Raw genomic sequence first — 24,991 nt, 5'->3', positions numbered from 1 at the left:
GTGGATGGAGCGGCGCCAGGTGCCGCTGTACCTCGCGGCGCTCGCGATCGGCGCCGCCGTCGGCCTGCTGGTCCCCGCCCTCGCGCACCCCGCGGAGCTCGCGATCCAGCCGGTGCTCGCGCTGCTGCTGTACGCGACCTTCCTCGGCGTGCCCTTCGCCCGGATCGGCCGGGCGGTGCGTGACGTGCGCTTCCTCGCGGCGGCGCTCGGTGTGAACGTGCTGCTCGTGCCCCTCGTGGTGTGGGCGCTCTCGCGGATGGTCGCGCATGATCCCGCCCTGCTTGTCGGGGTGCTGTTCGTGCTGCTCACCCCGTGCATCGACTACGTGATCGTCTTCGCGGGCCTCGCGGGCGGGGACCGGGAGCGGCTGCTCGCCGTCTCCCCCGTGCTCATGGTCGCGCAGATGCTCCTGCTCCCCCCGCTGCTGTGGCTGTTCGCGGGCGGCGAGCTCGCCCGCTCGATCGAGCCCGGGCCGTTCCTCGAGGCCTTCGCCCTGCTCATCGTCGCGCCGCTGCTCGCGGCGGGACTGACCCAGCTCGCCGCGGCGAGGACCCGGATCGGCGCGCAGGTCGAGGCGGGCGTGAGCACGTCGATGGTGCCGCTCATGATGGCGACCCTCGCCGTGGTCGTCGCCTCGCAGATCGCCGGGGTCGCGGGGCGGATCGGCGCGCTGCTGCTCGCCGTCCCCGTGCTCGTGCTGTTCGTCGTGGCGATGGTGCCGATCGGCATGGCCGCGGGCCGGGCGGCGGGGCTCGACGTGCCCGGGCGACGGGCGGTCGTGTTCAGCGGCGTCACCCGGAACTCGCTCGTGGTGCTGCCGCTCGTGCTCGCCCTGCCGGCGGCCTACGACCTCGCCCCGCTGGTCGTCGTCACCCAGACCCTCGTCGAGCTGATCGCGATGGTCGTGCTCGTGCGGCTCGTCCCCCGCCTGGTGCCCGCCTGATCCCGCGGCCCGGGATCAGGAGGCGGTGAGGCCCTCCCAGCGGTCGACCGGACGGCCCCGGCTGTCCTGGAAGCGGGGCACGGTGCTCTCCGGGTCGATGATCGCGATGCGGTGCCCCTCGTCGATCAGACGGGCGGCGGTCTCCGCCGCGGTGCGCCGTGCGACGGGGAGCACCTCGTCCACCCGGCTCATGTCGAAGACGACCTGCGCGGTGGGCGGCGGGCTCTCGACGAGCGCGCGCACGAGGGACTCGATGCTGCTGAGCACGAGGTCACCCTGGAGGACGTACACGGTGGCCGTCCCGGCGCGGGTCTGCTCGGTGCGGACCTCACGCAGGGAGGAGCGGGCGGGCCGGCTCGCCTCCATGAGGTGCAGGCCGAGGTCCTCGGAGAGGCGCCTCATCATCTCGACGCCGCGCGCGCTGTTCCCGTGCGCATCCAGCCGCGGGGAGAGCACCGCGACGCCGACCTGACCGGGCAGCACGCCGATGATCCCGCCGGCGACGCCGCTCTTCGCGGGAATGCCGACGCTCGTCAGCCAGTCCCCCGCCGCGTCGTACATGCCGCACGACGTCATCACGCTCAGCACATGGCGGGTCGTCCCGCGGCCGAACACCCGCTCCCCCGTCTCCGGCTGGACGCCGCCGTTGGCGAGCGTCGCCGCCATGAGAGCGAGGTCCCGCACCGTGACGGCGACGGCGCACTGGCGGATGTAGCCGGTGACCGCACGGCGGGGCTCCACCTCGAGCGCCTGCGCCGCGTGCAGGAGATAGGCGAGGCCCAGGTTGCGGTCGGCGGTCGCCAGCTCGGAGGCGGCGACGGCCTCGTCCACCTCGAGCGGATGCCCGGCCAGGCGGGAGAACAGGTCGAGCATCCGCCCCGCGCCCTCACCGCCGCCGTCGTCGACGAGCGCATGCGCGACGATCGCGCCCGCGTTGATCATCGGGTTCCGCGGCCGGCCGGTCACCGGGTCGAGGGAGAGCTCGTTGAAGGCCTCGCCGCTCGGCTCGACCCCGATCCGCTCGAGCACCGCCTCGAGGCCGTGCGCCTCGATCGCGGCCGCGTAGGCGAAGGGCTTGGACATCGACTGGATGCTGAACCCGTGATCGGCGTCGCCGCTCGCGTAGACGGTCCCGTTCACGGTGCAGAGCGCGACGGCGGCGCGGGAGGGGTCCGCCGCGGCGAGCTCGGGGATGTACTGCGCCGTCTCCCCGCTCGAGATCCCGCTCGTCGCGGTGAGGATCGAGTCGAGGTAGTCGAGGATCGGGGAGCGCATGCACGCCTCTCGTGAGCGCGCCGCGCGGAGGCCGCGGCGCGGGCCGTCGGCCGAGGTCCCCGGCCGCACGTCCATCCTCGGGGACGGCGCCGGCGATGTCGACGACCGTCCGACGGGACGAGGGCGAGCAGCCGACGGAGGCGCTGATGGGGGTGCTGTCGGGGACTCCCACGAGGACGGGTCCGCGCATACCGTCGGATCCGGACCACCTCACATCCCCACCTCAGGAGGCATCGATGACCGATCAGGACTTCGAGCAGATCTTCCCGACGGGCGCGCCGAACGACGCCTTCGCCCAGTACTTCACCGGGCAGAGCTTCCTCGCCCCGCTCGTCACCGAGGGGAGCGTCGCCGTCAGCAACGTGACCTTCGAGCCCGGCTGCCGCAACAACTGGCACATCCACCACGCCGCCAGGGGCGGCGGCGACCAGATCCTGATCTGCACCGCGGGCAGCGGCTGGTACCAGGCCGAGGGCGAGGAGCCCGTGAGCCTCGAGCCCGGCTCCGTGGTGCGCGTCCCCGAGGGGACGAAGCACTGGCACGGCGCGAAGGCCGGGTCGTGGTTCAGCCACCTCGCCTTCCTCACTCCGGGAGCGGACGCGAGCAACGAATGGCTCGAGCCCGTCACGGACGAGGCCTACGGCGCCCTGCCCGCCACCTGAGGCCACGTCGGACCATCCACCACCACAGCAAGGAGAGACCCATGACGGAGAAGGTCACCGCAGGTCGCGACGCGCTCGGGGAGTTCGCCCCCACGTTCGCGGAGCTCAACGACGACGTCCTGTTCGGACAGGTCTGGGCGCGCGAGGAGCAGCTGCCCCTGCGCGAGCGCAGCATCGTCACCGTCACCGCGCTCATGGCGAGCGGGGTGCTGGACAGCTCCCTCGAGCACCACATCGCGCGGGCGAAGGCCAACGGCGTCACCGCGGAGGAGATGGCGGAGGTGCTCACCCACGCCGCGTTCTACGCCGGCTGGCCCAAGGCCTGGGCCGCGTTCCGCCTCGCGAAGACGGTCTACGAGGGCTGATCCCGTGCCGGGCGCCCCGGGTCTCGACACCCGGGTCACCCGGCGCCTAGAGTCTCCGATCGTGATGACCAGTCAGGCCCCCTGCGGCCGCTCCCGGGACGGCGACCTGGTCGCTCCCTGATCCGCGCTCCTCCTGCGCCGCGTGTGCCCCACCACCCGCAGCCACCACCAGGAGAGACATGACAGCGCACTTCAACCACACGATCATCGCATCCGCCGATCCCGACGAGTCCTCACGCTTCTACCGCGACCTGCTCGAGGCCGAGGAGGCCCCGTCCTGGGGCCCGTTCCGGAACCTCACGATCGGCGGCGGCGTCCTGCTGCAGTTCGCGACCCCGCCGATCGAGTTCCCGCCGCAGCACTACGCCTACCTGCTCGACGACGCCCACTTCGACCGGGCGCACGCCGCGCTGCGCGCGAGCGGTCGGGAGCACTGGGCGGATCCACAGCGCTCCCGACCGGGCGAGATCAACCACGAGCACGACGGGCGGGGCGTCTACCTGCTCGACCCGTCGGGCCACTACCTCGAGCTGCTCACCCGGCCGTACCTCTGAGGGCCGGCGGACGACGCGGTGGGCCGTGCCGAGGGCGTGCCATGATCCGCGGGTGACGCGCCCCGGCTTCCTGCACACCTCCCCCGTCCACGTGCCGACCTTCGACACGCTCCTGGCCGAGCTCGACCCGGCGACGACCCCGGTCCACCTCGTCGACGAGAGCCTGCTCGCCGACGCCCGCTCCAGCGGCGCGGCGTCGGTCGCGGACCGCGTCGCCGCGCGGATCGCGGAGCTGCGCGACCAGGGTGCGGGGACGATCTGCTGCACCTGCTCGAGCATCGGCGACGTGGCCGAGAGCCTCGGCGTGGACCTGGGCGTGCCCGTGTTCCGCGTGGACCGACCGATGGCCGCACTCGCCGTCGGGACCGGCCGACGGATCGGCGTGGTCGCCGCGCTCGCCTCGACCCTCGCGCCCACGCGGGCGCTGCTGCTCGAGGAGGCGGAGCGCGCCGGAGCGGAGGTCGAGGTGGAGCTCGTGCTCGCCGAGGACGCCTGGCCCCTTTTCGAGCAGGGCGACCAGGAGGGCTACCTCGCCGCGATCGCCGCCGCCGCGCGCGGCCTCGCCGCGGGAGCCGACGTCCTCGTTCTCGCACAGGCGAGCATGGCCGGAGCGGAGCCGCTGCTCGCCGATCTCGACCTGCCGGTGCTCAGCTCACCCCGGATCGCGGCGGAGCACCTGCGGTGATGAACGGGCGGGACAATGCCCCCATGGCAGCTGATCGGATCCGGCCCGTCGTCCGCGAGGCGCTCCCCGCCGACCTCCCCGCGATCGGGGAGGCGCTGCGGGCGTACCTCTCCGGCACCGAGGAGGAGAAGCGCGCGCACGGCGTGAGCCCCTCGACGGGGACGGAAGGCGAGCTGCCCGAGCGGTACCGCGCCGAGGTCGAGGACCCGGCGCGGGCGCTCGCCGGCTGCCGGGTGCTCGTCGCCGAGCTCGAGTCGGCGGTGGATCTCGACGGGACGACGGCGGCCGACGGGGGCGAGGCGCTTCCCGGGGCGCTCGCGGGGATCGCCGTGCTCGCCCCGCGGGAGGGGTCGCTCGAGATCAAGCGCCTGTGGGCCTCCCCCGCCGTGCGGGGCCGCGGTGTGGGCTCCGCCCTGCTCGACGCCGCGGTCGAGGCCGCCGGGCCGCGCCCCGTCACGCTCACCGTCTGGGACTGGCGGGAGCGCGCGATCGGTCTGTACCGCTCCCGCGGCTTCGCCGTGGTGCCGGCATGGGACGAGCGGCCGCGGCTGCTGTGCCTGCGCCGCTCCCCCGCCGTCGGCGATCCGTCCCTCCGCGCCGACTCCCCGTCGGCCGGTTCCGCATCGGCCTCCTCCACGCCGAACGTGACGGCACTCCCGCCGATCCGGCCCGCGCGCCCCGAGGACGCCGCCGCCCTGACGGGCCTCCACCTCGACGCCTGGGACGAGGCGTACACGGGACTCATCGCTTCCGAGGTGCTCGCCGCGCGACGCGCGGACCCGGAGTCCCGGGCACGGCGCTGGCGCGAGAACATCGCGACCACCCCCAACACCGTGCTGGTCGCAGAAGGCACGGGCGAGCGTCTGCTCGGCTTCGCCATCGCCGGCGCCGGTCGGGACGAGCCCGCCGATGGTCTCCCGGAGCGGGAGCTTATGGCGCTCTACGTGCGTGCGGAGGTGTACGGCACCGGGCTCGGCCATGCGCTGCTTCGCGCCGCGATCGGCGACGGTCCCGCCTCCCTGTGGGTGCTCGAGGGGAACGCGCGGGCGATCCGCTTCTACGAGCGGCAGGGCTTCCGCTTCGACGGCGCCCGCAAGGAGGATCCGGTGGGCACGGAGCTGCGGATGGTGCGCGGAACGGGAGAGGACGCCATCGGCTCCGCCTGATCCCTTCCGCCGGCGCGGGGCGCGGCCTACTGTTCGGGCATGGCCCTTCGACTGGATGCCGTGAGCTTCGACGTCGCCGATCCCGCCCCGGCCGCCGCCTTCTGGGCCGGCCTGCTGGACCGGGAGGTCGTCACCGAGCCGGGCGGCGCCCTCGTGCCGGGCACGGACACGCAGGTGGGGCTGCGCTTCGTCGCCTCCGGCGCCGAGGCGGACGGCCCGGCCCTCCTGCACCTCCACCTGACGAGCGCGACCCCGGAGGACCAGCAGGCGATCGTCGAGGAGGCGCTGCGCCGCGGGGGCAGCCACCTCGACGTGGGCCAGTCCCCCGAGGAGCCCTTCGTCGTCCTCGCCGACCCCGGCGGCAACGCCCTGTGCGTCATCGAGGCCGGCAACCGGTACCTCGCGGGCACGGGGCCGCTCGGCGAGGTCACCTGCGACGGCACACCGGCGGTCGGGCGGTTCTGGAGCGCGGCGCTGGCCTGGCCGCTCGTGCTCGACCAGGACGGGCAGACGGCCGTCCAGTCCCCCGGCGGCGGCACCAAGATCTCGTGGGACGCCTGGGAGGATCCGTCGGCCCCGCCGCCCGCCACCCATGACCGGCAGCGCTTCGACCTCGTCGCCGCCGACCCCGCCGCGGAGGCGGAACGGCTCGTCGAGCTCGGCGCGCGACGCGCCGCGGAGGCCGACGGGCGCCTCGACCTGGCCGACCCCGACGGCCACCCCTTCACCCTCCGGGCGGGTTGAGCGCTCGGAGCGTCAGGGCGTCGTCAGTTGATGATCGCGGCGTCCGAGGCCGCGATCGCCGCGAGCCGCTCGCGCCACATGTCGGTCTCCTCGGGCGTCAGGCGCGTCCAGTCCGTGACCTCCTCGAGGACCCGCAGCGGCGCCGCGCTGCGGAAGGACCGGGTGGGATTGCCGGGGAACTTCTTGTCGGTGACGTTCGGGTCGTCCTCGAAGGGGCCTGTCGGCTCGACCCGGTAGACGTGCGGGGCGGAGCCCTCGGGCCCCAGCAGCACCGCGATCTCCGCGGCGAGGCCGCCGCCGTCGCGCCGCTCGGTGAAGTAGACGTGGTTCATCGTCACCTCGGGCCGGTAGTTGGAGCGGTGGCCCGCGGCGATGAGGTCGCCCGGCGCGAGCACCGCCCGGGTTCCGTGGAAGTACTCGACCTGGTCCTGGCTCGCCGACCGCTCCGGCTGCTGCGTCTGCTCCGTGTTGTCCACGAGCGGAGTGTCCCACGCCACCGGCCCTGTGCGGGGTCCCCGGCGGGACGGGATCAGCTGCTCTTCTTCACCACGCTCGACTTCAGCTGCATCGGGCCGAACCCGGGGACCTTCGCGTCGATGTCGTGATCGCCCACGCCGTCGCTGATCAGGCGGATGCCGCGCACCTTGGTGCCGGACTTCAGGGTTCCGCCGCCGGCGCCCTTGACCTTGAGGTCCTTGACGACGGTGACGTTGTCGCCGTCGGCGAGGACGTTGCCGACGGCGTCCTTGACGACCTGCTCTGCCTGCTCGGCGTGCTCGTCAGTGCCCTCGGCGGTCGCCTCGGCGCTCCACTCGTGGCCGCACATGGGGCACACGAGGAGCGCGCCGGACTCGTAGGCGAACTCGCTCGCGCACTCGGGGCACGGGGGCAGCTGGTCGGTCATGCGGCGGTCCTCCGTCAGGTTCTGGCAGGGACCTGCCTCGCGGATGTCGCTCAGGTCCGTGGCGACCGTGGGAGCGTAGCAGTCGCCCACCGGATTACCCGTCCCACCTGCGCAGAGCCTGCCGGGGAGCGGGTTCAGCGGGTGTTCTCGAGCTCCTCGTCGAGCCGGAGCAGCAGATCCAGCAGCTCCGACGGGGTCGCGATCGTGTGGTCGGCGACCTCGTCGGGCACCGCCGGCTCGCGGGGGTACCGGGGCGTCCAGGCGAGGTGGATGCTCATCATGCCCATCCGGTTCGCGCCGGCGACGTCGCGCGAGAGGTTGTTGCCGACCATCACGCAGCGGGCGGCGTCGGCCGGGTCGAGGTCGAGCGACCCCAGCGCCGCCTTGAACATGCGCGCACTCGGCTTCTCGTGGCGCACGGCCTCGGAGCAGATCAGCGTCTCGAAGCAGTCGAGCAGCCCGTGCTGGCCGAGCAGGTTCTCGAAGGAGACGTAGCGGCCGTCGGCCACGAGCGCGATCCGGAAGCCGGCCGCGACGAGGTCCTGGACCATCCGGCCGGCGCCGGGCAGCAGCTCCCCGGCGAGGACGATGCCCGAGGGGTCGAAGACCTGGGTGCTCTCGTCGATGACGGTGTCGCCGCAGTCCAGCAGCACGATGAGGCGTCTCGGGGTCATGGGGTCCTGTCCTGATCGAGGGGCGGGGCGGGCCGTTTCCGGCAGGCGAGGGCGAACAGGGTGCCGACGACGATTGCGACGACGAGCTGATAGCCGAGCCACAGCGTCCATGCGGGGCCGGCCGGCGTCCTCGCCAGCAGCAGCGCGACCACCGAGACGAGCACCCAGCCGGAGTCGTAGGCGATGAGGAGGGGGACGCGCGAGCCGGCGCCGTCCCTCACCGCGTAGAGCACCTCGGCGAGGCCGCAGGCCATGACGACGACCGCGGTCACCACGAGCAGCGCGGACGGGGCGTCGTACCGCTCCACGAGGAGCGCCCGCAGCGCGAGCATCGCGATCCCGACGAGGATCTTCCATGCCCCGTCGGCCAGGAACCCGGCGCGGAGGAGGCCGGCGCTCATGCCGCCTCCGCCCTGCCGGCCCGGCCCCGGCGCAGCCCGTAGCCGTGCCCGACGGCGGCGTCGTCCTCGGCGAGCGCGAGCAGCGCATGCGCGAGATCCGCCCGGTGGGCGGGCGTGGTGGCGTTGCGATCGGGCAGCAGCCGGTAGTCGGTGAGCGCTCCGTCCGTGAGGTAGCCGGGCCGGAGGATCGTCCATCGGAGCCTGCTGGATCGCAGCACGCCCTCCATGGCGGCGATGTCCGTGTAGACGGCGGGCATGGCCCGACGCACGAGCGTCCTCACGATGCAGAACCACCAGGGCTCGCCGCCTCCCGAGGTGAACGCCGGCACGGCGGAGACCACGACGATCCGGCTCAGGCCGGCGCGCCGCATCGCGGTGATCAGGGAGGTCGTCCCGGGGGCGCTGACCGGCTGCTCGTCGCCCGGTCTCATGCCGAGTGCGGAGACGACGGCGTCCGCGTCGCGGGGCAGGTCGAGTCCCGCCCCGGAGAGGACGTCCGCGCGGAGGATCTCTGCTCCGGGCCCGACGGCGGCCTCGCTGCCGGGGCGGACGATCGCCGTGACCCGGTGCCCGGAGGCGAGGGCGCGCTCCACGACGAGCCGACCGGTCCGGCCGGATGCTCCTGCCACGACGATGTGCATGACGCCTCCCTGGTCTAGTCAAGCTGTACTAGAGTGACAGAGCCGAGGCGGACGATCAAGGAGTGAGGGATGTCAACGGTCAGACTGCTGGTGCTGGGCGCGGTGATCGGCCGCGGCACCGCGCACGGGTACCAGGTCCGCAAGGACCTCGAGTCCTGGCGGATCGACCTGTGGGGCGGCATCGGCCAGGGGTCGATCTACCACGCGCTGCGCCGGCTCGAGGCCGAGGGGCAGCTCGACGTGGTCGAGGACGACTCCCCGTCGGCCGGCCCCTCGCGCACGCGCTACCGGGCGACCGAGGCCGGGCGACGCACGTTCCGTGACCTCCTCGAGCACACCCTGGCCTCCGATGAGAGCACGCCGGAGCAGACGGTCGCGGCGATCGGCCTCCTCCCCGAGCTCACGCGGGACCGCGCGATCGAGCTCCTGGAGCGACGGCTCACGGCCTTCCGCAGCAGGCGGGACCGCATGGTGAGAGAGCACGAGCAGAACCCCGAGGAGGACTGGGCCCACCACGTCGAGGCCATCAGCTACTGGAACCGGGCCGCCACCGCGGAGATCGAGTGGACGGCCGCCCTCATCGCGTCCCTCCGCGCCGGCGCCTACGTCCTGCGCGGCGAGCACGATGGAGGCACATGACCGCACCTCTTGCCACCGTCCACCCCCAGCCCTAGGTTCATCACCGGGCGCCGATCGGCGCCCACCACCACGGAGGAGACACCGATGTCGTTCCAGGCCTACCTCGACACCATCGAGAAGAAGACCGGGCTCACACCCCGGCAGCTCGTCGACATCGCCCACGAGAAGCAGCTCGACAAGCCCGGCACCAAGGCCGGGGAGATCCTCGCCTGGCTCAAGGAGGACTACAACCTGGGGCGCGGTCACGGCATGGCGCTCGTCCACGTGATCCAGAAGGGGCCGACGATCAGCACCGAGCACGTGGGCTCCGACGGCGTCCACCGCGACGAGTCGGAGACGCTGTGGCTCGACGGCGCGGCGACCAGACCCGGGAGCTGACCCGGCCCCGGGCGACCTGGCCCGGCAGCGGCGCAGGTCCCAGGCGGGCGAGTACCGTCACGCACAGCGCCCTCCACGAGATGGCGCGATCCGATCGAAGGAGCCGCGATGCGCCCGCTGATCCTCCGCCACAGCCTGTCCCTCGACGGCTACGCCGCAGCGCCCCCGGGCGGCCGTGACGACCTCGTCGCCGAGCACGACGAGGACGAGGAGTTCATCGCCCACATGTCAGCCCTGCTCGGCTCGGCCGGGGTCCACGCCATGGGCTCCCGCACCTATCGCGACATGGCAGGGTTCTGGCCCTTCCAGTCCGGTCCCGAGGCCGACGCGATGAACGCGATCCCCAAGGTCGTCTTCTCCCGCTCACCGATCGACACCCCCTGGGCGACGACGACGGTGCACTCCGGGGACCTCGCCGAGGAGGTCGCCGCGCTGAAGGCACAGGACGGAGGCCCGATCCTCGCGCACGGGGGCGTCCGCCTGGCGCAGGCGCTGGTCCGCGAGGACCTCGTCGACGAGTACCACCTGCTCATCGGTCCCTTCGCCCACGGCGGCGGCAGCCCGCTGTTCACCGAGCTCACCCGGTTGAGGCTGATCGACGTCCGATCCTTCCCGCGGGGGAACCTCGCCGTCCGTTACGCACGCGCGGGCTGAGGGGCAGGGGGCGACGCCGCCGCGTCAGCGGGGACGACAGATCCCGTCGAGGACGAACGCGGTCCGGCGGTCGTAGTCGGCCCGGGCCGGCCGGCCGCCGTGCTCGAGCGCGAGGGCGTTGTCCAGGGTCAGCGCATGGAGGTCGCGGGCCTCGAATCCGGCGGCGAGGATTCCGGCCGCATGACCCTCCGCGACGACCTCGTCATGGAAGGACTCCCCCGCGTGGCACAGCTCCATCAGGGGCGCGGACTCGGGGAACTGCTGCAGCAGGACCCCGTTCACCGCCGGCAGGCGGTACTGGAGATCACGCAGTGCGCCGACGTAGGCACGGATCCTGTCGCCGACATCGGGGACCTCCCGCGCCGTGCCGATGACGTCCAGCAGTTCGTTCGCGACGAGCTCGTCGATGACCGCATCGATCAGGCCGATCCGCCCGCCGAACCGGTTGAAGATCGTCGCCTTGCTCACCCCGGCCGCCGCCGCCACCTCGTCGAGCGGCACGGCCAGGCCGCGCTCGCCGAAGAGCGTCACGGCCGCCGCGCGGATCCTGTCGAGGTTGCGACGCGCATCCGCCCTCAAGGCGTGAGGCGCCCCCGCATCAGCCATCTCTTCCTCCGCACCACAGAAACTTGACCATCAAGGTCAACTTGGCGCACGATGCTACCCGAACAGAAGTTGACCACGAGAGTCAAGTTAATGCGCGGGGCGCGGACCGGACCGTCGAGCGCCCCCGCCGGGAGGAGAGCACCATGATCATCGCGACCGGAGCGACCGGGACGCTCAACGGACTCACCGTCGAGCACCTGCTGGAGCGGATCCCTGCCGAGCAGATCGGCGTCAGCGTCCGTGATCCCTCGCGGGCCGGCCACCTCGCGCGCCGCGGCGTCCGCGTGCGGCAGGGAAGCTACGACGACCCCGACGCCCTGCGACGCTCGTTCGAGGGCGCCGACCAGGTGCTGCTGGTCTCCTCCAGCGACCTCACGGCCGACGTCGTCTCCCAGCACCGCGCGGCGATCGACGCCGCCGTCGCCGCCGGCGCCCGGCGGATCCTGTACACCAGCACCCACGGGACCGCCGTCGACTCGCCGTACCCGCCGCTCGCCATCCACGCCGCGACCGAGCAGCACCTCGCGGAGTCCGGGGTCGCCTGGACCGCCCTGCGCAACGGCTTCTACGGCGACCCCCGTCAGCTCCTGGGGGCATGGCGCGAGACCGGCGTGATCGCCATGCCGGCGGACGGCCCGTTCTCCTGGGTTGATCGGCGCGACGCCGCCGAGGCCGCCGCCGCGATCCTCACCTCCGAGGACGCCGTCGACGGCCCGGTCGACCTGACGCTGCCCGAGCCGATCACCCTCACGGACTTCGCCTCCTCCCTCACCGTGATCACGGGACGCCGGATCTCGCGCACCGTCGTCGACGACGAGCGATGGGTGTCCGAGATGACGGCGGGCGGCACCCCCGAAGGCGTCGCACGCTTCACCCTGTCGATGCTCCGCGCCACCCGGGACGGGCACTTCTCCCGCGCGGATCCGACGCTCACGCAGCTCCTGGGCCGCCGCCCTCGCGGACTCACCGAGCAGCTGAGGGACCTGGACCTCTGACGCGAGCGACGGCCCGATCCTCGCGAGTGGAAGGCCCACCCGGATCGGGGCCCGCCCGCGAGGGCCTCGTCGACGCGTGCTATCTTCGTGCGCCATGGCGCGGGTCACTCCCGGTCGTCGGGCGCAACGGCAGCAGCCGGAAGGGCAAGGCCCACCGACGTCTCTTCGGACGAAGGAGCGTCATGCCCACGATCGACACGTACAGGAAACAGGCCAAGCTGCTGGTCCGCTGGCACCGCGAGGGCAACCACTCGATCGGCGGCCGCATCCGACAGCTGGACCGCTATCGCGCGCTCTCCGACCGTGATGCGCTCACCCTGCCGTTCTCTCTCCACGAGGCGCAGGAGATCATCGCCCTCGAGGCCGGGCACGCCAGCTGGACCGATCTGAAGTCGAGCGCGGACACCGTGCCGTCCCCCGGGGAGGAGTCCCGGCAGGCCGGGGCCCTCACGAGCACGCCGGTGCTGCACGTCGCCGACGTCGACGCCGCGGCCGCGTTCTACCGGGACATGCTCGGCTTCCGGATCGACTTCCTCCACGGGAGCCCGCCGTTCTACGGGGCGGTCGCACGGGACGGCGCCCGACTGCACCTGAAGCTCGTGCACGAGCCGGCCCTCGACGCCGAGGTCGCGCGCCGGATGGAGTTGATCATGGCGTACATCGAGGCGCCCACCGTGCGCGAGCTCTACGCCGAGTTCCGGGCGGCCGGCGTCGAGATCGCACAGAAGCTGACCAAGCAGGCCTGGGGCGGCACCGACTTCATCATCCGGGACCCGGACGGCAACGGGATCGCCTTCGTGGGGTGATTGATCTGCGACGGACGTCGCCGACAGCGATTCGCCGTGCCGGGGCGGCGGTCAGGTCGCGACGGCGGTCACGCCTAGAGACCGTCGACCGGCAGGAAGGGCCGCCACTCGTCCGGGATGCCGTCGTCGATGTCTGACAGCTCCGAGATCTCGACCTTTCCGACCCAGAATCCATCGCCCGCACGCTCAGGCATGCCCCACCTGCTCAGGGGAACGTCCGCCGGCCACCGGCGCGGATACGTCGACAGCCCGAAGTCCACCCTGCCGTCGTCGAGGACCACCAGCGCTTCCGCTCTCTCGCCATGGATCGTCGCCGTCGGTTCGATCAACTCGGTCCTGTTCTCGCCGATGGGTATTTCACGCGTGACCTTGTGGCCGATTCGATCGACCGAGATCAGCACCACGTTCCCCTTGCCCTTCGGAGTGATGGTGGAGCTCTGATAGATCACGCCATCGAGGAGCATGTAACTGTCCCAATCAAGAGGGATCAGCTTCCGCGCTTCACCTCGACCACCGCTCATCCCACAGCCCCCTCACGTCGCGAGCCCTGCTGGCCCACGAGAATCCATCGCCGCCGACCGGCGATTCCTCAGGCACAGGATCACACACCTGGCGCACTCGAATGTCGACGCACCGGCGGTCGGCGGAAGAAGGCGGCACCCGCAGGGCGCCGCCGATCACTGTCCGGACTCCACTGCGCAGCAACCGGAGATGATCCCCAGCGCGGGGACACAGAGACGGGCCCACGGCCGGCCGCATCCAGGCACGAGCAGGAGCACGGACGCAAGCCCCGCGCACCACTCCCCCGAGGCCCTCATCACGACGACTCCCGCCCGCCATCAATGGACCGATGCGGCTTGCACGCTTTTGGGGCCATCCGACACGCCGCGACAACGCATCGGGACGGTGACATCACGAAGCGGTGAGTGCGGCCAGAGCGTCCACGAACGGGGCAGGGTCGACGTCGCCGCGGACGGCCAGCTGGCCGACGTAGCCCTGCGACAGCGCCACGAAGGTCTCCGCGATCTCCTGGCGCCCCCCTGCGTCTCGCCCCGGGAGACGCGACTCCACCGAGGCGCGCAGCTCGTCGAGCTGCCCCGAGACCAGCTGCCGAAGAGTCGGGTTGACCGCCGCCTCGGCGTAGATCTGCATGATGAGGGCGGCATGCCCGTCGTCCCGGGCCTGCGCGCGCACGCTCTCCAGGAAGTGGCCGATGCCCGCCCGTGTGAGCTCGTCGGGAAGCGCCTGGCTCGACTGCTCGCAGATGGCGATGACGATCTCGTCCTTGCTCCTGAAGTAGCGGTAGATCGATCCGACGGAGAGCCCGAGCGCCTCGACGATGTCCGTCATCGAGGTGCGGGCGAAGCCGCGGGAGGCGAACTGCTCCCGCGCGGCGTCCAGGATCTGCTGTCGTCGGGCGTCGAGGTGCGACTGGCTGACCTTCGGCATAATGAATGAGTCCTCATTTTCTGTGTTAGCGTCGCCAGCATAGTCGCGACCACGCCCCGGGAGGCCCTCCAGATGCGCTATCAGACCTTCGGTCGTCGGACCGGGCTGCGGATGTCCGAGTACGTCCTCGGCACGGCCAACTTCGGCACGGCCCCCACCGCCGCGGGCGTCGAGGGCTCGCGGGCGATCTTCGATCGATTCGTCGACGCCGGCGGCACGACGATCGACACGTCGAACATCTACCAGGGCGGCGAGGCCGAGTCGATCCTCGGGAAGCTGCTGGACGGCCGCCGGGACGACCTCGTGGTGATCACCAAGTACAGCGGCAGCCGAAGCGCCACGGTGCCGCCGGGGACCACGGGCAACAGCCGCAGGAGCATGGTCCGCTCGGTCGAGGAGAGCCTGCGTCGACTGCGCACCGACCGCATCGACGTGCTCATGCCCCACTTCCCCGACGGGCTGACGCCGATGCCGGAGATCCTGGCCGGGCTCGACGACCTGATCCGCACCGGGAAGATCCTCCACGGCGGGCTCTCGAACTTCCCCGCCTGGCGCGCCGCAGGGGCAGCGGTGCGCACCGAGGCGCACGATCCGTCCCTGCTGGCCGGCATCCAGACCGAGTACAGCCTCGCCGAACGCTCCGCCGAGCGGGAGACCCTCCCCATGGCCGAGGCGCACGGACTCGGAGTCCTGCTCTACTCCCCTCTCGCCGGCGGGCTGCTGACCGGGAAGTACCGCCGCGGCGAGAGCGGGAGGCTCACCGCCCGCGGCGCGTCCGCGGAGGACGGACGGCGTGAGGCCGTCCTCGACGCCGTCCTGTCCGTCGCGAGCGAGACGGGGCTCAGCCCTGTCCAGATCGCCCTGTCGTGGCTGCGGCGGCGTTCCATCCAGGCGACGACCTCGCTACTGCCCGTCGTGGGCCCACGCACCGTCGAGCACCTCGAGAGCTACCTCAGTGCGATGACCACGGAGCTCAGCACCGAGCACCACCGGCTGCTCGACGCCGCCGGAGCACCCGCCCTGGGCACGCCCCACGAGGACGTCTCCGCGGCATGGGCCTCCGGCACCGACGGGGACCGGTCCCTCGTCGGTGCCCCGCTCATCCCCGTCGCCTGATCACCCGACCCCCAGGAGAAGAACCATGACCACTGCATCCATCGCCGCCATCAACCTCGACTCCGCCGACCCGCGAGCCCTGGCGACCTTCTGGGCCGGCCTCCTGGACGGCGAGATCGCGTTCGAGACCCCTGACTACTGCGCCGTCAGGGCCGGGAGTCTGATCCTCGGCGCGGTCCGGATCGAGGGCTTCGAGCCCGCCACGGGATCGTCGTTCGGGGGATCCCGGCAGATGCACCTCGACATCACCGTCGACGACCTCGACAGCGCGGAGGTGGAGGCCCTCGCGCTCGGGGCGACCAAGGACCCGCACCAGCCGGCTCCCGAGAGCCATCGCGTGATGCGCGATCCCGCAGGACACCCGTTCTGCATCCGCCGGTGAACCGTGCGATTCCTGCGGGTCTCCCCGACGTCACCGCAACCCTTCTGAGATCGGAAGGCCGACCCGACCGTCCGAACACCTTCGCCGCACATCCGTTCGTGCAGCTGACCCGACGCCGACGGTGCACCACGACGTCATCTCACTGAGCACCCTCTACTGGCGACCACGCCCAGCAGTGGAGAAGCGTGCGGAGATCGTGCGTGCCGCCTCCTCGACGACGCGCGACTGCTCCTCCTCGGTGATCGACCACGTCCCGTGCATGAAGCGCGGCCAGAAGACGGCGGACGCGATCATGCCCAGGAACTGTGCGGAGACCAGATCCGGATCGTCGATCTCGGCCGTTCCCGCCGCGTGCGCGTCTCGCAGATAGCGCCCCAGCGCCTCGAGCACCGGCAGCGTGCCGAAGTCGAAGGTGCGCTCGCGAAGCTCGGGGAGCCTCGGCGACTCGGCGATCACCGTCCGCATCAGGGCGATCATCTCGGGACGGACCAGCAGATCCACGTAGGCGGCACCGAGCACGATCAGCCCGTCGGCGAGGTCGCCGTTCGGGATGTCGACGGGCTCCGGAGCCGGAGACGTCCCTGCCGTGAGCACCGTCGCCTCGAACAGCTCCGCCTTGGTCGGGAACTGCTTGAAGAGGGTCGCCGTGGACACCCCCGCTCGCTCGGCGACCCGTGCCAGCGCCGTGCGGTCGTACCCGTTCTCCGTGAACAGCAGCGCGGCCGCAGCGAGGATCGATGCGCGATTGGCCGCGGCGATATCTCGATGGTAGGAGGAGTGCCCGCGCGCCATCGTCCCAGTGTCGCATAGAGGCAAGCCGGTTGACTCACCTCCGTTCGTGCCCCACACTTCTCACCACGGTGAGTCCGCCGACTCACCTCTCTATCGGAGGAGCGCACCATGGCCACAGTGATCGTCCACGCCACCATCACCCTCGACGGATTCATGGCTGCGCCGGACGGCGGTGTCGACTGGATGTTCGGCCGCCCGTCCGCTCCCGAGGACGATGCCGTCGTCAAGAGGGTCATGAGCAGGATCGGCGCGGTGGTCGGCGGGGCGAACAGGACCCGGACGATCGAGGACGGCGAGATCCCCTACGGCGGCATGGTGAAGGTGCCGATGTACCTCATGACCCACAGCGCCCACGAGCCGATCGAGCACGACGGCATCACCTACACCTTCGTGGTCGACGACATCGCCGAGGCCGTCAGGCTGGCCACCAGGGATGCCGGCGACGGCTGGGTCAGCCTGCTGGGTGGGAGCATCGCGCGGCAGTGCCTCCGGCTCGGGCTCGTCGACGAGCTGCACCTCGACGTCGCGCCTGTCCTCCTCGGCGACGGCATCTCGCTGTTCGCCGGCCTCGGCCAGCACGTCGAGCTCGAACGCCTCGAGACATCGGCCTTCGCGAGCGAGACCCACCTGCGCTACCGGGTCCTCCGCTAGCACGGACGTCCCAGGACGGGGTCAGTCGTCGAAGCGGAACTCCACCGCGCTCCGGCACGGACAGCCATGCGGGCTGATGACGTCGACGCCGCCGCGGACCGGCCACCGACTCCTGCACCGTGAGTCGGTCTCGAAGCTCCCTCCGTAGGATGGCTCTTCCACCGCACCGACCAGAAGGATCTCGACGGATGAAGCGAAGCGGAGCGCGGCGTCCCCCGACGCGGAGCTTCACGAGCAGGAGCGAGCACCACCGGCCGAGGATCCGGCGAAGCCTGGTCCTGGTGCTCCTGGGCGCGCCGCTGTTCGTGCTGGGGCTGTACCTGGTGGCGAACGTCATGCCCGAGATGTCGGTGCGCAGGGCCGCGATCGGGCTCTGCGGAGGGCCGCTGGCGCTCGGGGCCGTGGGTCTGGCCTTCGGCTTGTACGGCCTGATGTCGGGGGTCCGAGGCGCGATGCGCACCGGCGACGACGCGATCGATCTGGAGCTCGGCGACGCCGGCGTCGTCGTCCGCGGTGGCCACGTGGTCCCCTGGGGTTCGATCACGGGAGCGACCGCGGTCCAGCACATGAACCAGGCCAAGGTCCCGCTCCTGTGGAGCAGGAATGATCTGAACCGGGATCTGGTGCTGCGAGTGAAGCAACCACTGGACGTCCCCGGGGCCGCGTCCAGAAAAGGCGAGCACACGGTGCGGGTCAGGCTGTTGCGCTACCCCGCCGCCGAGTACCGCAAGCCCTTCGCGGAGGTCGTCGCGACGCTCAGGGCACGGCGGATCCAGGTCGTGAAGACCACGAAGCACAAGCAGACCTGAACACCGCGGGGTCGCACGTCGAGGCGGAGCTCCACCGGTTCCGGCACGGAGCGACCTCCGGGGAGAGACCACCGCCTCGGGCGGTCGACCCGCGGACTCGACGGACAGCCCACCCCGGACCGCGCGCCTATCGAGGTCACGGCTCCCGTCGAGCACGACGGATGCGAGGGATGATCTCGAGGGCGGGGACTGCCACCGTGCCGAAGAGCCCCGAGATGAGAATGAGCCAGCCGATCAACCAAGCGTCGTCCTCGTCCTCCACGCGCCCACCGACGCCGCTCTTCCCTGGGAACACCCAGCCGATGGCGTACTCCGGGTCCAGGAGCATGACCAGCCCCCATCCGATGAGCATGAGCCACACCGCGCAGGACGTCACCTGCACGACCAGCATCGGCGTCACCGCGGACCGCGGCAGAAGGAGCAGAGCCGGGGCCACCGAACCCACCAGCATCAGAGCAGCACAGGCGACGAACACGCCCCAGGCACCCCAGGACCAGACCAACGCGCACCCGCCGACCGCCAGCGCCGCCGTGGCAGCGACGATCGCCCAGTGCTTCCTGGCGAGACGCAGCTGCATCCGCCTCGATCGCCCGGGGACCACTCACGCACCGCCGTTCATCGAAGGGTCAGACTTTGAAACGGACCTCCACCGCATTCAGGCACCTAGAGACATCTGGGTCACGAGACACCTGCGCCCGACGGAACGAGGTCGCCGCCAGTGCCCTTCGCCATCGGGTCTCAGCCAGACTCTGCTGACTGGGTCCGAGCGCGGCTAATCATCTCGATGACCGGCCACGTCACCAGCCGCAGACAGAACCACCACATGTAGAGCGCCGAGTAGCTCCACGCCGAGTTGTCATCGAGAAGGCCGTGCGCGAGGTCGTTGCGTAGGTTCGGACCACCTTGGACGACCAACATTGCCTTCATCTCCATGACCATCCCTGCACCAAAGACGTCCTCGGTCTCGGTCATGTCGAGAAGCGCGTTCAAGCTCTTCTCACTCTCCACGCCCTGCTCATCGACGAACAACGTGTACACGTCGTGCCGCCTCAACATGACCCGCACGACTTGCTCCAACTGCGGGACCAGAACAGAGACCGCAGCGCCGAAGTTTCCGCCCATGCCGAGCGCCAGCCCGTCGCCCCACAACGTCTCGTGCCCCTCGGGCACTGTCGGCGACTCCACGCACAGCGACACCATGTACTGCCGACTGAACCGGTGCTCAGTAGTCAGGACCTCTTGCGCAGGCTGGATGATTCCCTTTCCGAGCAATTGGGAATGAAAAAACACCGTGCGGACCATCTCGGCCCACACCGCGTCCTCATCGGCTTGACCTGAAGACCCGGGCCTCGATGCGATCTTCCGGAAGTCAGAGGAAAACGTAGATGATCCAAAGAGGTGGCTGATGGTGCCCTCCAGCATCTTCGCGGCGTTCTCGCGCGTACTGGCTTCGTCTAGCGGCGGTGCGAGCATGGCAAATGCAGCGAGCGCGTCGAACTTGTCCGCGTGACCCGAGACTTGTGACCGTGCGTAGGACACTGCGTCAGTCAGATCGACCGGGTCCGACTGGATACGCATCATCTGCTCCATCGACGACTCCCGGCTCTCACGCAACCGAATGCGGAGGTTGTCGATGAGCTCGTCGAGTCCGTTCTCGAGCCGGTAGGAGCGCGGGAGGGTTCGGAGGACTGCGATGGCCTTCTCCAAGAAATGGCCCTCGGCCAGCGCGCCCGCCTCTGGGTCCGTCTGAATGCGGGAATCGGCTTCTGTGATGTAAGTCCGCGCAACGCGCTCGGTCGCAGAGCTCGTCGCTGCCGAGTCCGACCCACTAAGCCACGCGAGCGCCTCACGCTCGAGATGGCGCGACAGGCGAGGGGTTTCCGACGACGCCTGTGCCGCGAGCGCGAACAGCGCCTCGCGCACCTCAGTGCGCCCGGCAGCGTCGACACGACCGTGTTGGCGCAATGTCTCCGCGAACCCCACTGTTCTAAAGCTGTCCGTGACCTCGCCGGCCACGACCTGGGCCTTCAGCGCGTCCGACATTTCCTCCACACGCGCCTGGCCGTCCGGGCCGCGCCGTGCTGCAAGCTCGAACGCTCGAACCCACGCGTCCTTCCCCACGCTGAACCACACATCGTCCGTCAGCGGCGCGGCCCGATAAGCGTCGATGGCCCGGTCCAACATCGCAACGTCCGATCGCTCCCCGTAGACCCAGGCGACATCAGCGACCCGAGCCCGCAGATCATCACGTTCGACGAGAGGAGCGATACGTGCCAGTAACGCCACCTGGTCGGCATCGAAGTCCGCCGGTACCACAGTCCGCTTGCCACTGATCTGCATCGCGGGTGCGAACGGCTCCAGCCAGTCCTCAGCGTTCAGCATCGCCGACGACACCATCGCCAACACCCGCAGCACTTGTGCGTGAAGCCCCGTGACGGCCGGATCGGCAGCCGCCCGCTCGAGATGCGATGACAACAACTCTGGCGGTTCATAGCGGTCATCAAGCGACGCCGCCGCCAGCACGTCCTCCCACCACGTCGGGTCGATCGCGTCGCTCACCGAATCTCCCATGCTCATACGCCACACTTCCTCTACCGGAACATCATCGCCGCCGACGACGCTAGCCCGAGCCGTCTGAGGTCGTCATGCCTTGGTGCTCCGCGCTTTCCCTCTGTCCAGTCAGCCCTCGCGTCCGTTGGGCGCGAACAGCGGCTCACCGTCGAAGTCCATGTCGACGAGTCCTCCGATCGGTTTGATGTTGATCAGGTCCGGCTCGGGCAGATTGACAGGGACATACCGCTCGTCCTCGGGGTGGTGAAAGACGTACTCCCCAGCCGACTCCGCGGTGTGCAGATTGAACAGTTTCTCCATTGCTGTGGTCCCGGCCTGGATCCGGTCTATCCGTCCGGCAAGCACCATCTCGCGGAGCTGTTGGACACGCGGATCGTCCGCTCCGGCACCCTCCAACGTCGCCATGGGATCGCTCATGAGGAGCCCCAACTTACGCGTGAGCGGGAACGTGACGCCCCATGCCGTCGCGAAGCCGACTCCCTCCCACGGCTCGTCGTCCGGTCGGCGCACCAGACTGACCGGAGCATCCGATGTGATGAGGGAGCGTCGGTCGAAGCGAATGAGTGCCCAGGGGCGGATCGCAAGGTAGGGCGTCAGTTCGATCGCGGTCTCGACTGCGTTCTGGATGTGAGCCAGGTTGGAGAATCCGATCGGCGGTCCACCGGGCTGCGTGACCTCGTTCCAGATTCGATCCTCTTGCTCCGGCGTCGGGTCGAATCCGAGATTGTCACGGATCCACGCACCGACATTCTTGCGACCACCAGCACCCACCTCCAGCCGGACCATGGTCGCGCGGAGATGCTCGGTCGTCCTCCGAGTATCCGGCCCTCGCACGCTCTGCAACGCCGTGTAGTGGGCGAAGGCCCGCCTGTTCTCCTCGGAGGGAGGAAACTCGCCGTTGGCGAAGCCCTTGATGATGCCGAGGGCCTGGCCCTCGACCTCGCTCAGCGCCTTCTCGAACGCATCCGGCTCATCGAACTCACCGACCGTGTGGAAGTGGTTCTGCGCAGCCACGTTCTTCACGCTCGGCGTGTATGGCTGCCGGGAGCGGTCGAGGGGTACGACCCTGATGCGCTCTTGGCCCGTCGCGAAGCCTCGAAGGTACCCCTGCGGCACATAGTGATGCAGCTTCGCCGTGCTCTTCTTGCCAGTCATGTGCGCACTATCTCTGCGGTCGCACCTGAATCGCCCTCACCCATGCAGCTCCCCCTACGTCGCACATCTGCGCACCTCTTCGATTCAAACTGCAGACCCCTTCTTCATGGCGACAGTCTTCCCTACGGGACCGCCAGTCTGAGCGACAAGGGGAAGAAACAGCTCTTCGCAGTCGTGTACAGCGGCGACAGATCCACCACCTACATCTGGCACATCAAGATGTCCTGCGGCCATACGAACACGACCTCTACAGGCGACGGACGCCCCTATCAGCCGAGCACGCATAGCTGCCCGGAGCGCCGCATCCGGCGCGCCGTCGTCATGGTCGCCCGCGGCATGCCCGAAGTCGATGACGACAGCACCGGCGGAGAACCACAATGAGTCAGCATCGCGCCGAATGACCGAGGAGGCCGGACGCGCTCGCAACCGCGTCCAACCGGGCTGCGCGCCTGCCGTGACGCCGATCGCGGATGCTCAGACGCGAGACTGGGACCCAAAGCAGATGTCAGACGGGCACGTGGGTCGCATTTCGCCACCTACGGACCTCATACTGTTTTCGCAGGTCAGCAGGTACTCTTGGCGGTTTCTAGACATTAAACCTAAATTCCACGACGTCGCCGTCCTTCATGACGTACTCCTTGCCCTCCATGCGGACCCAGCCCTTGGCCTTGGCCTCGGCCATGGAGCCCGCCTCGAGGAGGTGGTCGAAGGAGACGATCTCCGCCTTGATGAAGCCGCGCTCGAAGTCGGTGTGGATGACGCCGGCGGCCTGCGGGGCGGTCGCACCCTGCGGGATGGTCCAGGCGCGGGACTCCTTGGGACCGGCGGTGAGGTAGGTCTGCAGGCCCAGGGTCTGGAAGCCCACGCGGGCGAGCTGGTCCAGGCCGGACTCTTCCTGGCCGGTGGACTCGAGCATCTCCTTGGCCTCGTCCTCGTCGAGCTCGATGAGCTCGGCCTCGAACTTGGCGTCGAGGAAGATCGCCTCGGCAGGGGCGACGAGCTTGCGCAGCGCGTCCTGGGAGGCGGTGTCGGCGAGGCCCTCCTCGTCGGTGTTGAAGACGTAGATGAAGGGCTTGGCGGTCATGAGCTGCAGCTCGCGCAGCTCGGCGACCTCGATGCCGGCCTTCTCGGCACCCTGGAAGAGGGTCACGCCGGTCTCCAGCAGCGTCTGCGCCTTCTTCACGTTCTCGAGGACGCTCGCCTCGATGAGACCGCGCTTGGTCTCTTTCTCGAGCCGCGGCAGCGCGTTCTCGATGGTCTGGAGGTCCGCGAGGATGAGCTCGGTGGTGATGATCTCCATGTCGCCGGACGGGTCGGTGGAGCCGTCCACGCGGGTCACGTCGGGATCAGCGAAGGCGCGGGTGACCTGGCAGATCGCGTCGGCCTCGCGGATGTTGGCGAGGAACTTGTTGCCGAGGCCCTCGCCCTCGCTGGCGCCCTTGACGATGCCGGCGATGTCCACGAAGGAGACGGTCGCGGGCACGAGCTTCTCGCTGCCGAAGACGCCGGCGAGCTGCGCGAGCCGCGGGTCCGGGAGCGGGACGACGCCGACGTTCGGGTCGATCGTGGCGAACGGGTAGTTCGCCGCGAGGACCTCCGCGCGGGTCAGGGCGTTGAAGAGGGTGGACTTGCCGACGTTGGGCAGTCCGACGATTCCGATAGAGAGAGCCACGGGAGGTGATTCTACGGGGCGGGCCGCGGGGCCCGGGAGCGGATCCGGTGAGCCACCGGTCTCACTCCCGGGCCGGGCCCTGCTGATCGCTCAGTAGGCGACGTGGAAGCGGGCGCGGTGGTGCGCGGGCTTCTCGATCTCGTCGACGAAGGCGACGCCGAGATCCTCCGCGGAGAGCGCGGAGTTCCCGGCCTCGTCCACGAGCAGGAGGTCGTCGCTCACGCGGTAGGTGCCGGTGCGCTCCCCCGGCGCATGGGCGCCGAAGCCGCCCGCGGGGCTCACGAAGAACCAGTCGAGGTCGGTCGTGTCCTCGCGGAGGTCGGTGAGGACGTCGGTGAGCTCCTTCGCCTCGGCCGTGAAGGCCTCGGGGAAGTCGGGGGTGTCCTGGACCTGCGGGCCGCCCTCGGCGACGAGGGTGGAGCCGGCGCCGCCGACCACGCCGAAGCGTGCGCCCTGCTCGCCGGCGATGCGCGCGGCGGCCGCGTAGGCGGCGCGGAGCGTGCCGGGCTCGGCGAGGTCACCGCGGGGCGCGGAGGCGGCGATGACGACGTCGGCCCCCTTCACGACCTCCTGGAGCAGGGTCTCGTCGCGCAGGTCGCCGGCGCGGTGCGCAGCGCCGGCGGGCAGGGACTCCGGGGCGGTACGGGAGACGGAGAGGACGTCGTGGCCGCGGGATGCGGCCTCCGTGACGATGCCGGTGCCGGCGTAGCCGGTCCCTCCGAGGACGACGATGCGAGCCATGTGCTCTCCTTCCGGGCGCCCTGGAGGCGCCGCTGATGATGATCACCCACAGCACATGCCGCGGACCTTGATGCTCACTGTAGGTAACCTAGTCTCCGTCGGGAAGTAGGCACTTTCCGGTAACCGTCCCCGCGCCGCCGCCCACCCGCCCCGCGCCCCTCGGAGGAGACCCCGATGACCGTCCTCGACGTCGACCCCTACGCCCGCGACTGCCCCTCCCGGCAGCTGCTGGACCGCATCGGGGACCGCTGGACCGTGCTCGTCATCAACGCCCTCGAAGGCGGGCCGCAGCGCTTCTCGCAGATCTCGCGGCGCGTGGACGGCATCTCCCAGAAGATGCTCACGCAGACCCTCCGCGCCCTCGAGGCCGACGGCCTCGTCGAGCGCACCGTCTACCCCGAGATCCCGCCGCACGTCGAGTACGAGCTCTCGGCGCTCGGCCGCTCCCTGCTCGAGCCGCTCGGCGCACTCATCACCTGGGCCGTCGAGAACCTCGGCGCCGTGCAGAGCTCCCGGGAGCGCGTGGCCGCCTCCTGAGCGCATCCTCGCGAACGGCGCGGC

The 24,991-nt window shown here is 70.5% G+C and carries 32 protein-coding genes; 17 read left to right on the top strand and 15 right to left on the bottom strand.

Annotation, left to right across the window (positions count from 1 at the left end; all coding sequences use genetic code 11):
* Positions 1-4 precede the first annotated feature (4 nt).
* Entirely contained in the window at positions 5-943 is a 939-nt protein-coding gene (locus tag NLU66_RS08275) for an arsenic resistance protein (RefSeq protein ID WP_259362562.1), read from the top strand.
* A gap of 15 nt (positions 944-958) precedes the next feature.
* Here the strand turns inward: NLU66_RS08275 and NLU66_RS08270 are convergent, their stop codons facing one another.
* Positions 959-2,218 carry a glutaminase gene (locus NLU66_RS08270; RefSeq protein ID WP_259362423.1) on the bottom strand — a complete coding sequence of 420 codons (1,260 nt, stop codon included), beginning with the start codon at positions 2,216-2,218 and terminating at the stop codon, positions 959-961.
* A gap of 236 nt (positions 2,219-2,454) precedes the next feature.
* Between NLU66_RS08270 and NLU66_RS08265 the strand changes: the two genes are divergently transcribed.
* The 6 genes from NLU66_RS08265 (at position 2,455) to NLU66_RS08240 (ending at position 6,394) form a co-directional block, all read left to right on the top strand.
* Positions 2,455-2,880 (top strand): cupin domain-containing protein, encoded by a 426-nt coding sequence (locus tag NLU66_RS08265; protein ID WP_259362422.1) that lies wholly within the window; start codon positions 2,455-2,457, stop codon positions 2,878-2,880.
* A gap of 41 nt (positions 2,881-2,921) precedes the next feature.
* On the top strand, positions 2,922-3,245 hold the full coding sequence (locus NLU66_RS08260; protein ID WP_259362421.1) for a carboxymuconolactone decarboxylase family protein: 324 nt from the start codon (positions 2,922-2,924) through the stop codon (positions 3,243-3,245).
* A gap of 179 nt (positions 3,246-3,424) precedes the next feature.
* A complete protein-coding gene (locus tag NLU66_RS08255; RefSeq protein WP_259362419.1) occupies positions 3,425-3,799 on the top strand; it encodes a VOC family protein in 375 nt (124 codons plus the stop codon).
* Positions 3,800-3,851: 52 nt separating this feature from the next.
* On the top strand, positions 3,852-4,484 hold the full coding sequence (locus NLU66_RS08250) for an aspartate/glutamate racemase family protein (protein ID WP_259362418.1): 633 nt from the start codon (positions 3,852-3,854) through the stop codon (positions 4,482-4,484).
* 23 nt (positions 4,485-4,507) lie between these two features.
* Positions 4,508-5,650, top strand: a complete 1,143-nt coding sequence (locus NLU66_RS08245; protein WP_259362417.1) for a GNAT family N-acetyltransferase — start codon at positions 4,508-4,510, stop codon at positions 5,648-5,650.
* A 39-nt stretch (positions 5,651-5,689) separates the two neighbouring features.
* Positions 5,690-6,394 carry a VOC family protein gene (locus NLU66_RS08240; protein WP_259362416.1) on the top strand — a complete coding sequence of 235 codons (705 nt, stop codon included), beginning with the start codon at positions 5,690-5,692 and terminating at the stop codon, positions 6,392-6,394.
* Positions 6,395-6,417: 23 nt separating this feature from the next.
* Here the strand turns inward: NLU66_RS08240 and NLU66_RS08235 are convergent, their stop codons facing one another.
* The 5 genes from NLU66_RS08235 to NLU66_RS08215 all read right to left on the bottom strand — a co-directional run bounded on the left by NLU66_RS08235 (position 6,418) and on the right by NLU66_RS08215 (position 9,014).
* Positions 6,418-6,870: an NAD(+)--rifampin ADP-ribosyltransferase gene (locus NLU66_RS08235; RefSeq protein WP_259362415.1), complete on the bottom strand. Its 453-nt coding sequence runs from the start codon at positions 6,868-6,870 to the stop codon at positions 6,418-6,420.
* A gap of 53 nt (positions 6,871-6,923) precedes the next feature.
* Complete coding sequence (locus NLU66_RS08230; protein ID WP_259362414.1) at positions 6,924-7,298, bottom strand: zinc ribbon domain-containing protein YjdM; 375 nt, start codon at positions 7,296-7,298, stop codon at positions 6,924-6,926.
* Positions 7,299-7,432: 134 nt separating this feature from the next.
* A complete protein-coding gene (locus NLU66_RS08225) occupies positions 7,433-7,972 on the bottom strand; it encodes an HAD family hydrolase (RefSeq protein WP_259362413.1) in 540 nt (179 codons plus the stop codon).
* Complete coding sequence (locus tag NLU66_RS08220; RefSeq protein WP_259362412.1) at positions 7,969-8,373, bottom strand: hypothetical protein; 405 nt, start codon at positions 8,371-8,373, stop codon at positions 7,969-7,971. The genes NLU66_RS08225 and NLU66_RS08220 overlap by 4 nt, the downstream gene beginning before the upstream one ends.
* The gene (locus NLU66_RS08215) at positions 8,370-9,014 is read right to left on the bottom strand and encodes an NAD(P)-dependent oxidoreductase (RefSeq protein WP_259362411.1); all 645 of its coding nucleotides are present in this window, start codon (positions 9,012-9,014) and stop codon (positions 8,370-8,372) included. The genes NLU66_RS08220 and NLU66_RS08215 overlap by 4 nt, the downstream gene beginning before the upstream one ends.
* A 69-nt stretch (positions 9,015-9,083) precedes the next feature.
* Between NLU66_RS08215 and NLU66_RS08210 the strand changes: the two genes are divergently transcribed.
* The 3 genes from NLU66_RS08210 (at position 9,084) to NLU66_RS08200 (ending at position 10,685) form a co-directional block, all read left to right on the top strand.
* The gene (locus NLU66_RS08210; protein ID WP_259362410.1) at positions 9,084-9,653 is read left to right on the top strand and encodes a PadR family transcriptional regulator; all 570 of its coding nucleotides are present in this window, start codon (positions 9,084-9,086) and stop codon (positions 9,651-9,653) included.
* Positions 9,654-9,737: 84 nt separating this feature from the next.
* The gene (locus NLU66_RS08205; protein ID WP_259362409.1) at positions 9,738-10,031 is read left to right on the top strand and encodes a DUF4287 domain-containing protein; all 294 of its coding nucleotides are present in this window, start codon (positions 9,738-9,740) and stop codon (positions 10,029-10,031) included.
* Between the two features lie 108 nt (positions 10,032-10,139).
* Positions 10,140-10,685, top strand: a complete 546-nt coding sequence (locus NLU66_RS08200) for a dihydrofolate reductase family protein (protein ID WP_259362408.1) — start codon at positions 10,140-10,142, stop codon at positions 10,683-10,685.
* 24 nt (positions 10,686-10,709) lie between these two features.
* Here the strand turns inward: NLU66_RS08200 and NLU66_RS08195 are convergent, their stop codons facing one another.
* Positions 10,710-11,291 carry a TetR/AcrR family transcriptional regulator gene (locus tag NLU66_RS08195; protein WP_259362407.1) on the bottom strand — a complete coding sequence of 194 codons (582 nt, stop codon included), beginning with the start codon at positions 11,289-11,291 and terminating at the stop codon, positions 10,710-10,712.
* Between the two features lie 143 nt (positions 11,292-11,434).
* Between NLU66_RS08195 and NLU66_RS08190 the strand changes: the two genes are divergently transcribed.
* Positions 11,435-12,286: an NAD(P)H-binding protein gene (locus NLU66_RS08190; RefSeq protein WP_259362406.1), complete on the top strand. Its 852-nt coding sequence runs from the start codon at positions 11,435-11,437 to the stop codon at positions 12,284-12,286.
* A gap of 182 nt (positions 12,287-12,468) precedes the next feature.
* On the top strand, positions 12,469-13,092 hold the full coding sequence (locus NLU66_RS08185; RefSeq protein ID WP_259362405.1) for a glyoxalase superfamily protein: 624 nt from the start codon (positions 12,469-12,471) through the stop codon (positions 13,090-13,092).
* Positions 13,093-13,166: 74 nt separating this feature from the next.
* Here NLU66_RS08185 and NLU66_RS08180 read toward each other — a convergent pair whose 3' ends face one another.
* A complete protein-coding gene (locus tag NLU66_RS08180) occupies positions 13,167-13,556 on the bottom strand; it encodes a hypothetical protein (RefSeq protein ID WP_259362404.1) in 390 nt (129 codons plus the stop codon).
* A gap of 448 nt (positions 13,557-14,004) precedes the next feature.
* Entirely contained in the window at positions 14,005-14,541 is a 537-nt protein-coding gene (locus tag NLU66_RS08175) for a TetR/AcrR family transcriptional regulator (RefSeq protein ID WP_259362403.1), read from the bottom strand.
* 72 nt (positions 14,542-14,613) lie between these two features.
* On the opposite strand from NLU66_RS08175, the gene NLU66_RS08170 reads away from it, so the two are divergent.
* On the top strand, positions 14,614-15,657 hold the full coding sequence (locus tag NLU66_RS08170) for an aldo/keto reductase (protein ID WP_259362402.1): 1,044 nt from the start codon (positions 14,614-14,616) through the stop codon (positions 15,655-15,657).
* Between the two features lie 25 nt (positions 15,658-15,682).
* Positions 15,683-16,039, top strand: a complete 357-nt coding sequence (locus NLU66_RS08165; protein ID WP_259362401.1) for a VOC family protein — start codon at positions 15,683-15,685, stop codon at positions 16,037-16,039.
* 153 nt (positions 16,040-16,192) lie between these two features.
* On the opposite strand, the gene NLU66_RS08160 is transcribed toward NLU66_RS08165, so the two are convergent.
* Positions 16,193-16,831 (bottom strand): TetR/AcrR family transcriptional regulator, encoded by a 639-nt coding sequence (locus NLU66_RS08160; RefSeq protein ID WP_259362400.1) that lies wholly within the window; start codon positions 16,829-16,831, stop codon positions 16,193-16,195.
* Positions 16,832-16,939: 108 nt separating this feature from the next.
* Here NLU66_RS08160 and NLU66_RS08155 point away from each other — a divergent pair, with 108 nt between their 5' ends.
* On the top strand, positions 16,940-17,482 hold the full coding sequence (locus NLU66_RS08155) for a dihydrofolate reductase family protein (protein WP_259362399.1): 543 nt from the start codon (positions 16,940-16,942) through the stop codon (positions 17,480-17,482).
* Between the two features lie 281 nt (positions 17,483-17,763).
* Positions 17,764-18,291, top strand: coding sequence for a hypothetical protein (locus tag NLU66_RS08150; RefSeq protein ID WP_259362398.1), 528 nt, complete (start codon positions 17,764-17,766; stop codon positions 18,289-18,291).
* Between the two features lie 136 nt (positions 18,292-18,427).
* On the opposite strand, the gene NLU66_RS08145 is transcribed toward NLU66_RS08150, so the two are convergent.
* The 5 genes from NLU66_RS08145 to NLU66_RS08125 all read right to left on the bottom strand — a co-directional run bounded on the left by NLU66_RS08145 (position 18,428) and on the right by NLU66_RS08125 (position 24,430).
* On the bottom strand, positions 18,428-18,868 hold the full coding sequence (locus tag NLU66_RS08145) for a hypothetical protein (RefSeq protein ID WP_259362397.1): 441 nt from the start codon (positions 18,866-18,868) through the stop codon (positions 18,428-18,430).
* Positions 18,869-19,029: 161 nt separating this feature from the next.
* On the bottom strand, positions 19,030-20,850 hold the full coding sequence (locus NLU66_RS08140; RefSeq protein ID WP_259362396.1) for a DUF4209 domain-containing protein: 1,821 nt from the start codon (positions 20,848-20,850) through the stop codon (positions 19,030-19,032).
* A 120-nt stretch (positions 20,851-20,970) separates the two neighbouring features.
* On the bottom strand, positions 20,971-22,017 hold the full coding sequence (locus tag NLU66_RS08135) for a DUF4238 domain-containing protein (RefSeq protein WP_259362395.1): 1,047 nt from the start codon (positions 22,015-22,017) through the stop codon (positions 20,971-20,973).
* A gap of 586 nt (positions 22,018-22,603) precedes the next feature.
* Positions 22,604-23,689, bottom strand: a complete 1,086-nt coding sequence (ychF, locus tag NLU66_RS08130; RefSeq protein ID WP_259362394.1) for a redox-regulated ATPase YchF — start codon at positions 23,687-23,689, stop codon at positions 22,604-22,606.
* Between the two features lie 90 nt (positions 23,690-23,779).
* On the bottom strand, positions 23,780-24,430 hold the full coding sequence (locus NLU66_RS08125; protein WP_259362392.1) for an NAD(P)-dependent oxidoreductase: 651 nt from the start codon (positions 24,428-24,430) through the stop codon (positions 23,780-23,782).
* A 174-nt stretch (positions 24,431-24,604) separates the two neighbouring features.
* Between NLU66_RS08125 and NLU66_RS08120 the strand changes: the two genes are divergently transcribed.
* Positions 24,605-24,967 (top strand): winged helix-turn-helix transcriptional regulator, encoded by a 363-nt coding sequence (locus tag NLU66_RS08120; protein WP_259362391.1) that lies wholly within the window; start codon positions 24,605-24,607, stop codon positions 24,965-24,967.
* Positions 24,968-24,991 lie beyond the last annotated feature (24 nt).

This window comes from Brachybacterium sp. NBEC-018, assembly GCF_024860185.1.
Lineage (GTDB): Bacteria > Actinomycetota > Actinomycetes > Actinomycetales > Dermabacteraceae > Brachybacterium > Brachybacterium rhamnosum.
This window is presented reverse-complemented; position numbering and strand designations above follow the sequence as displayed.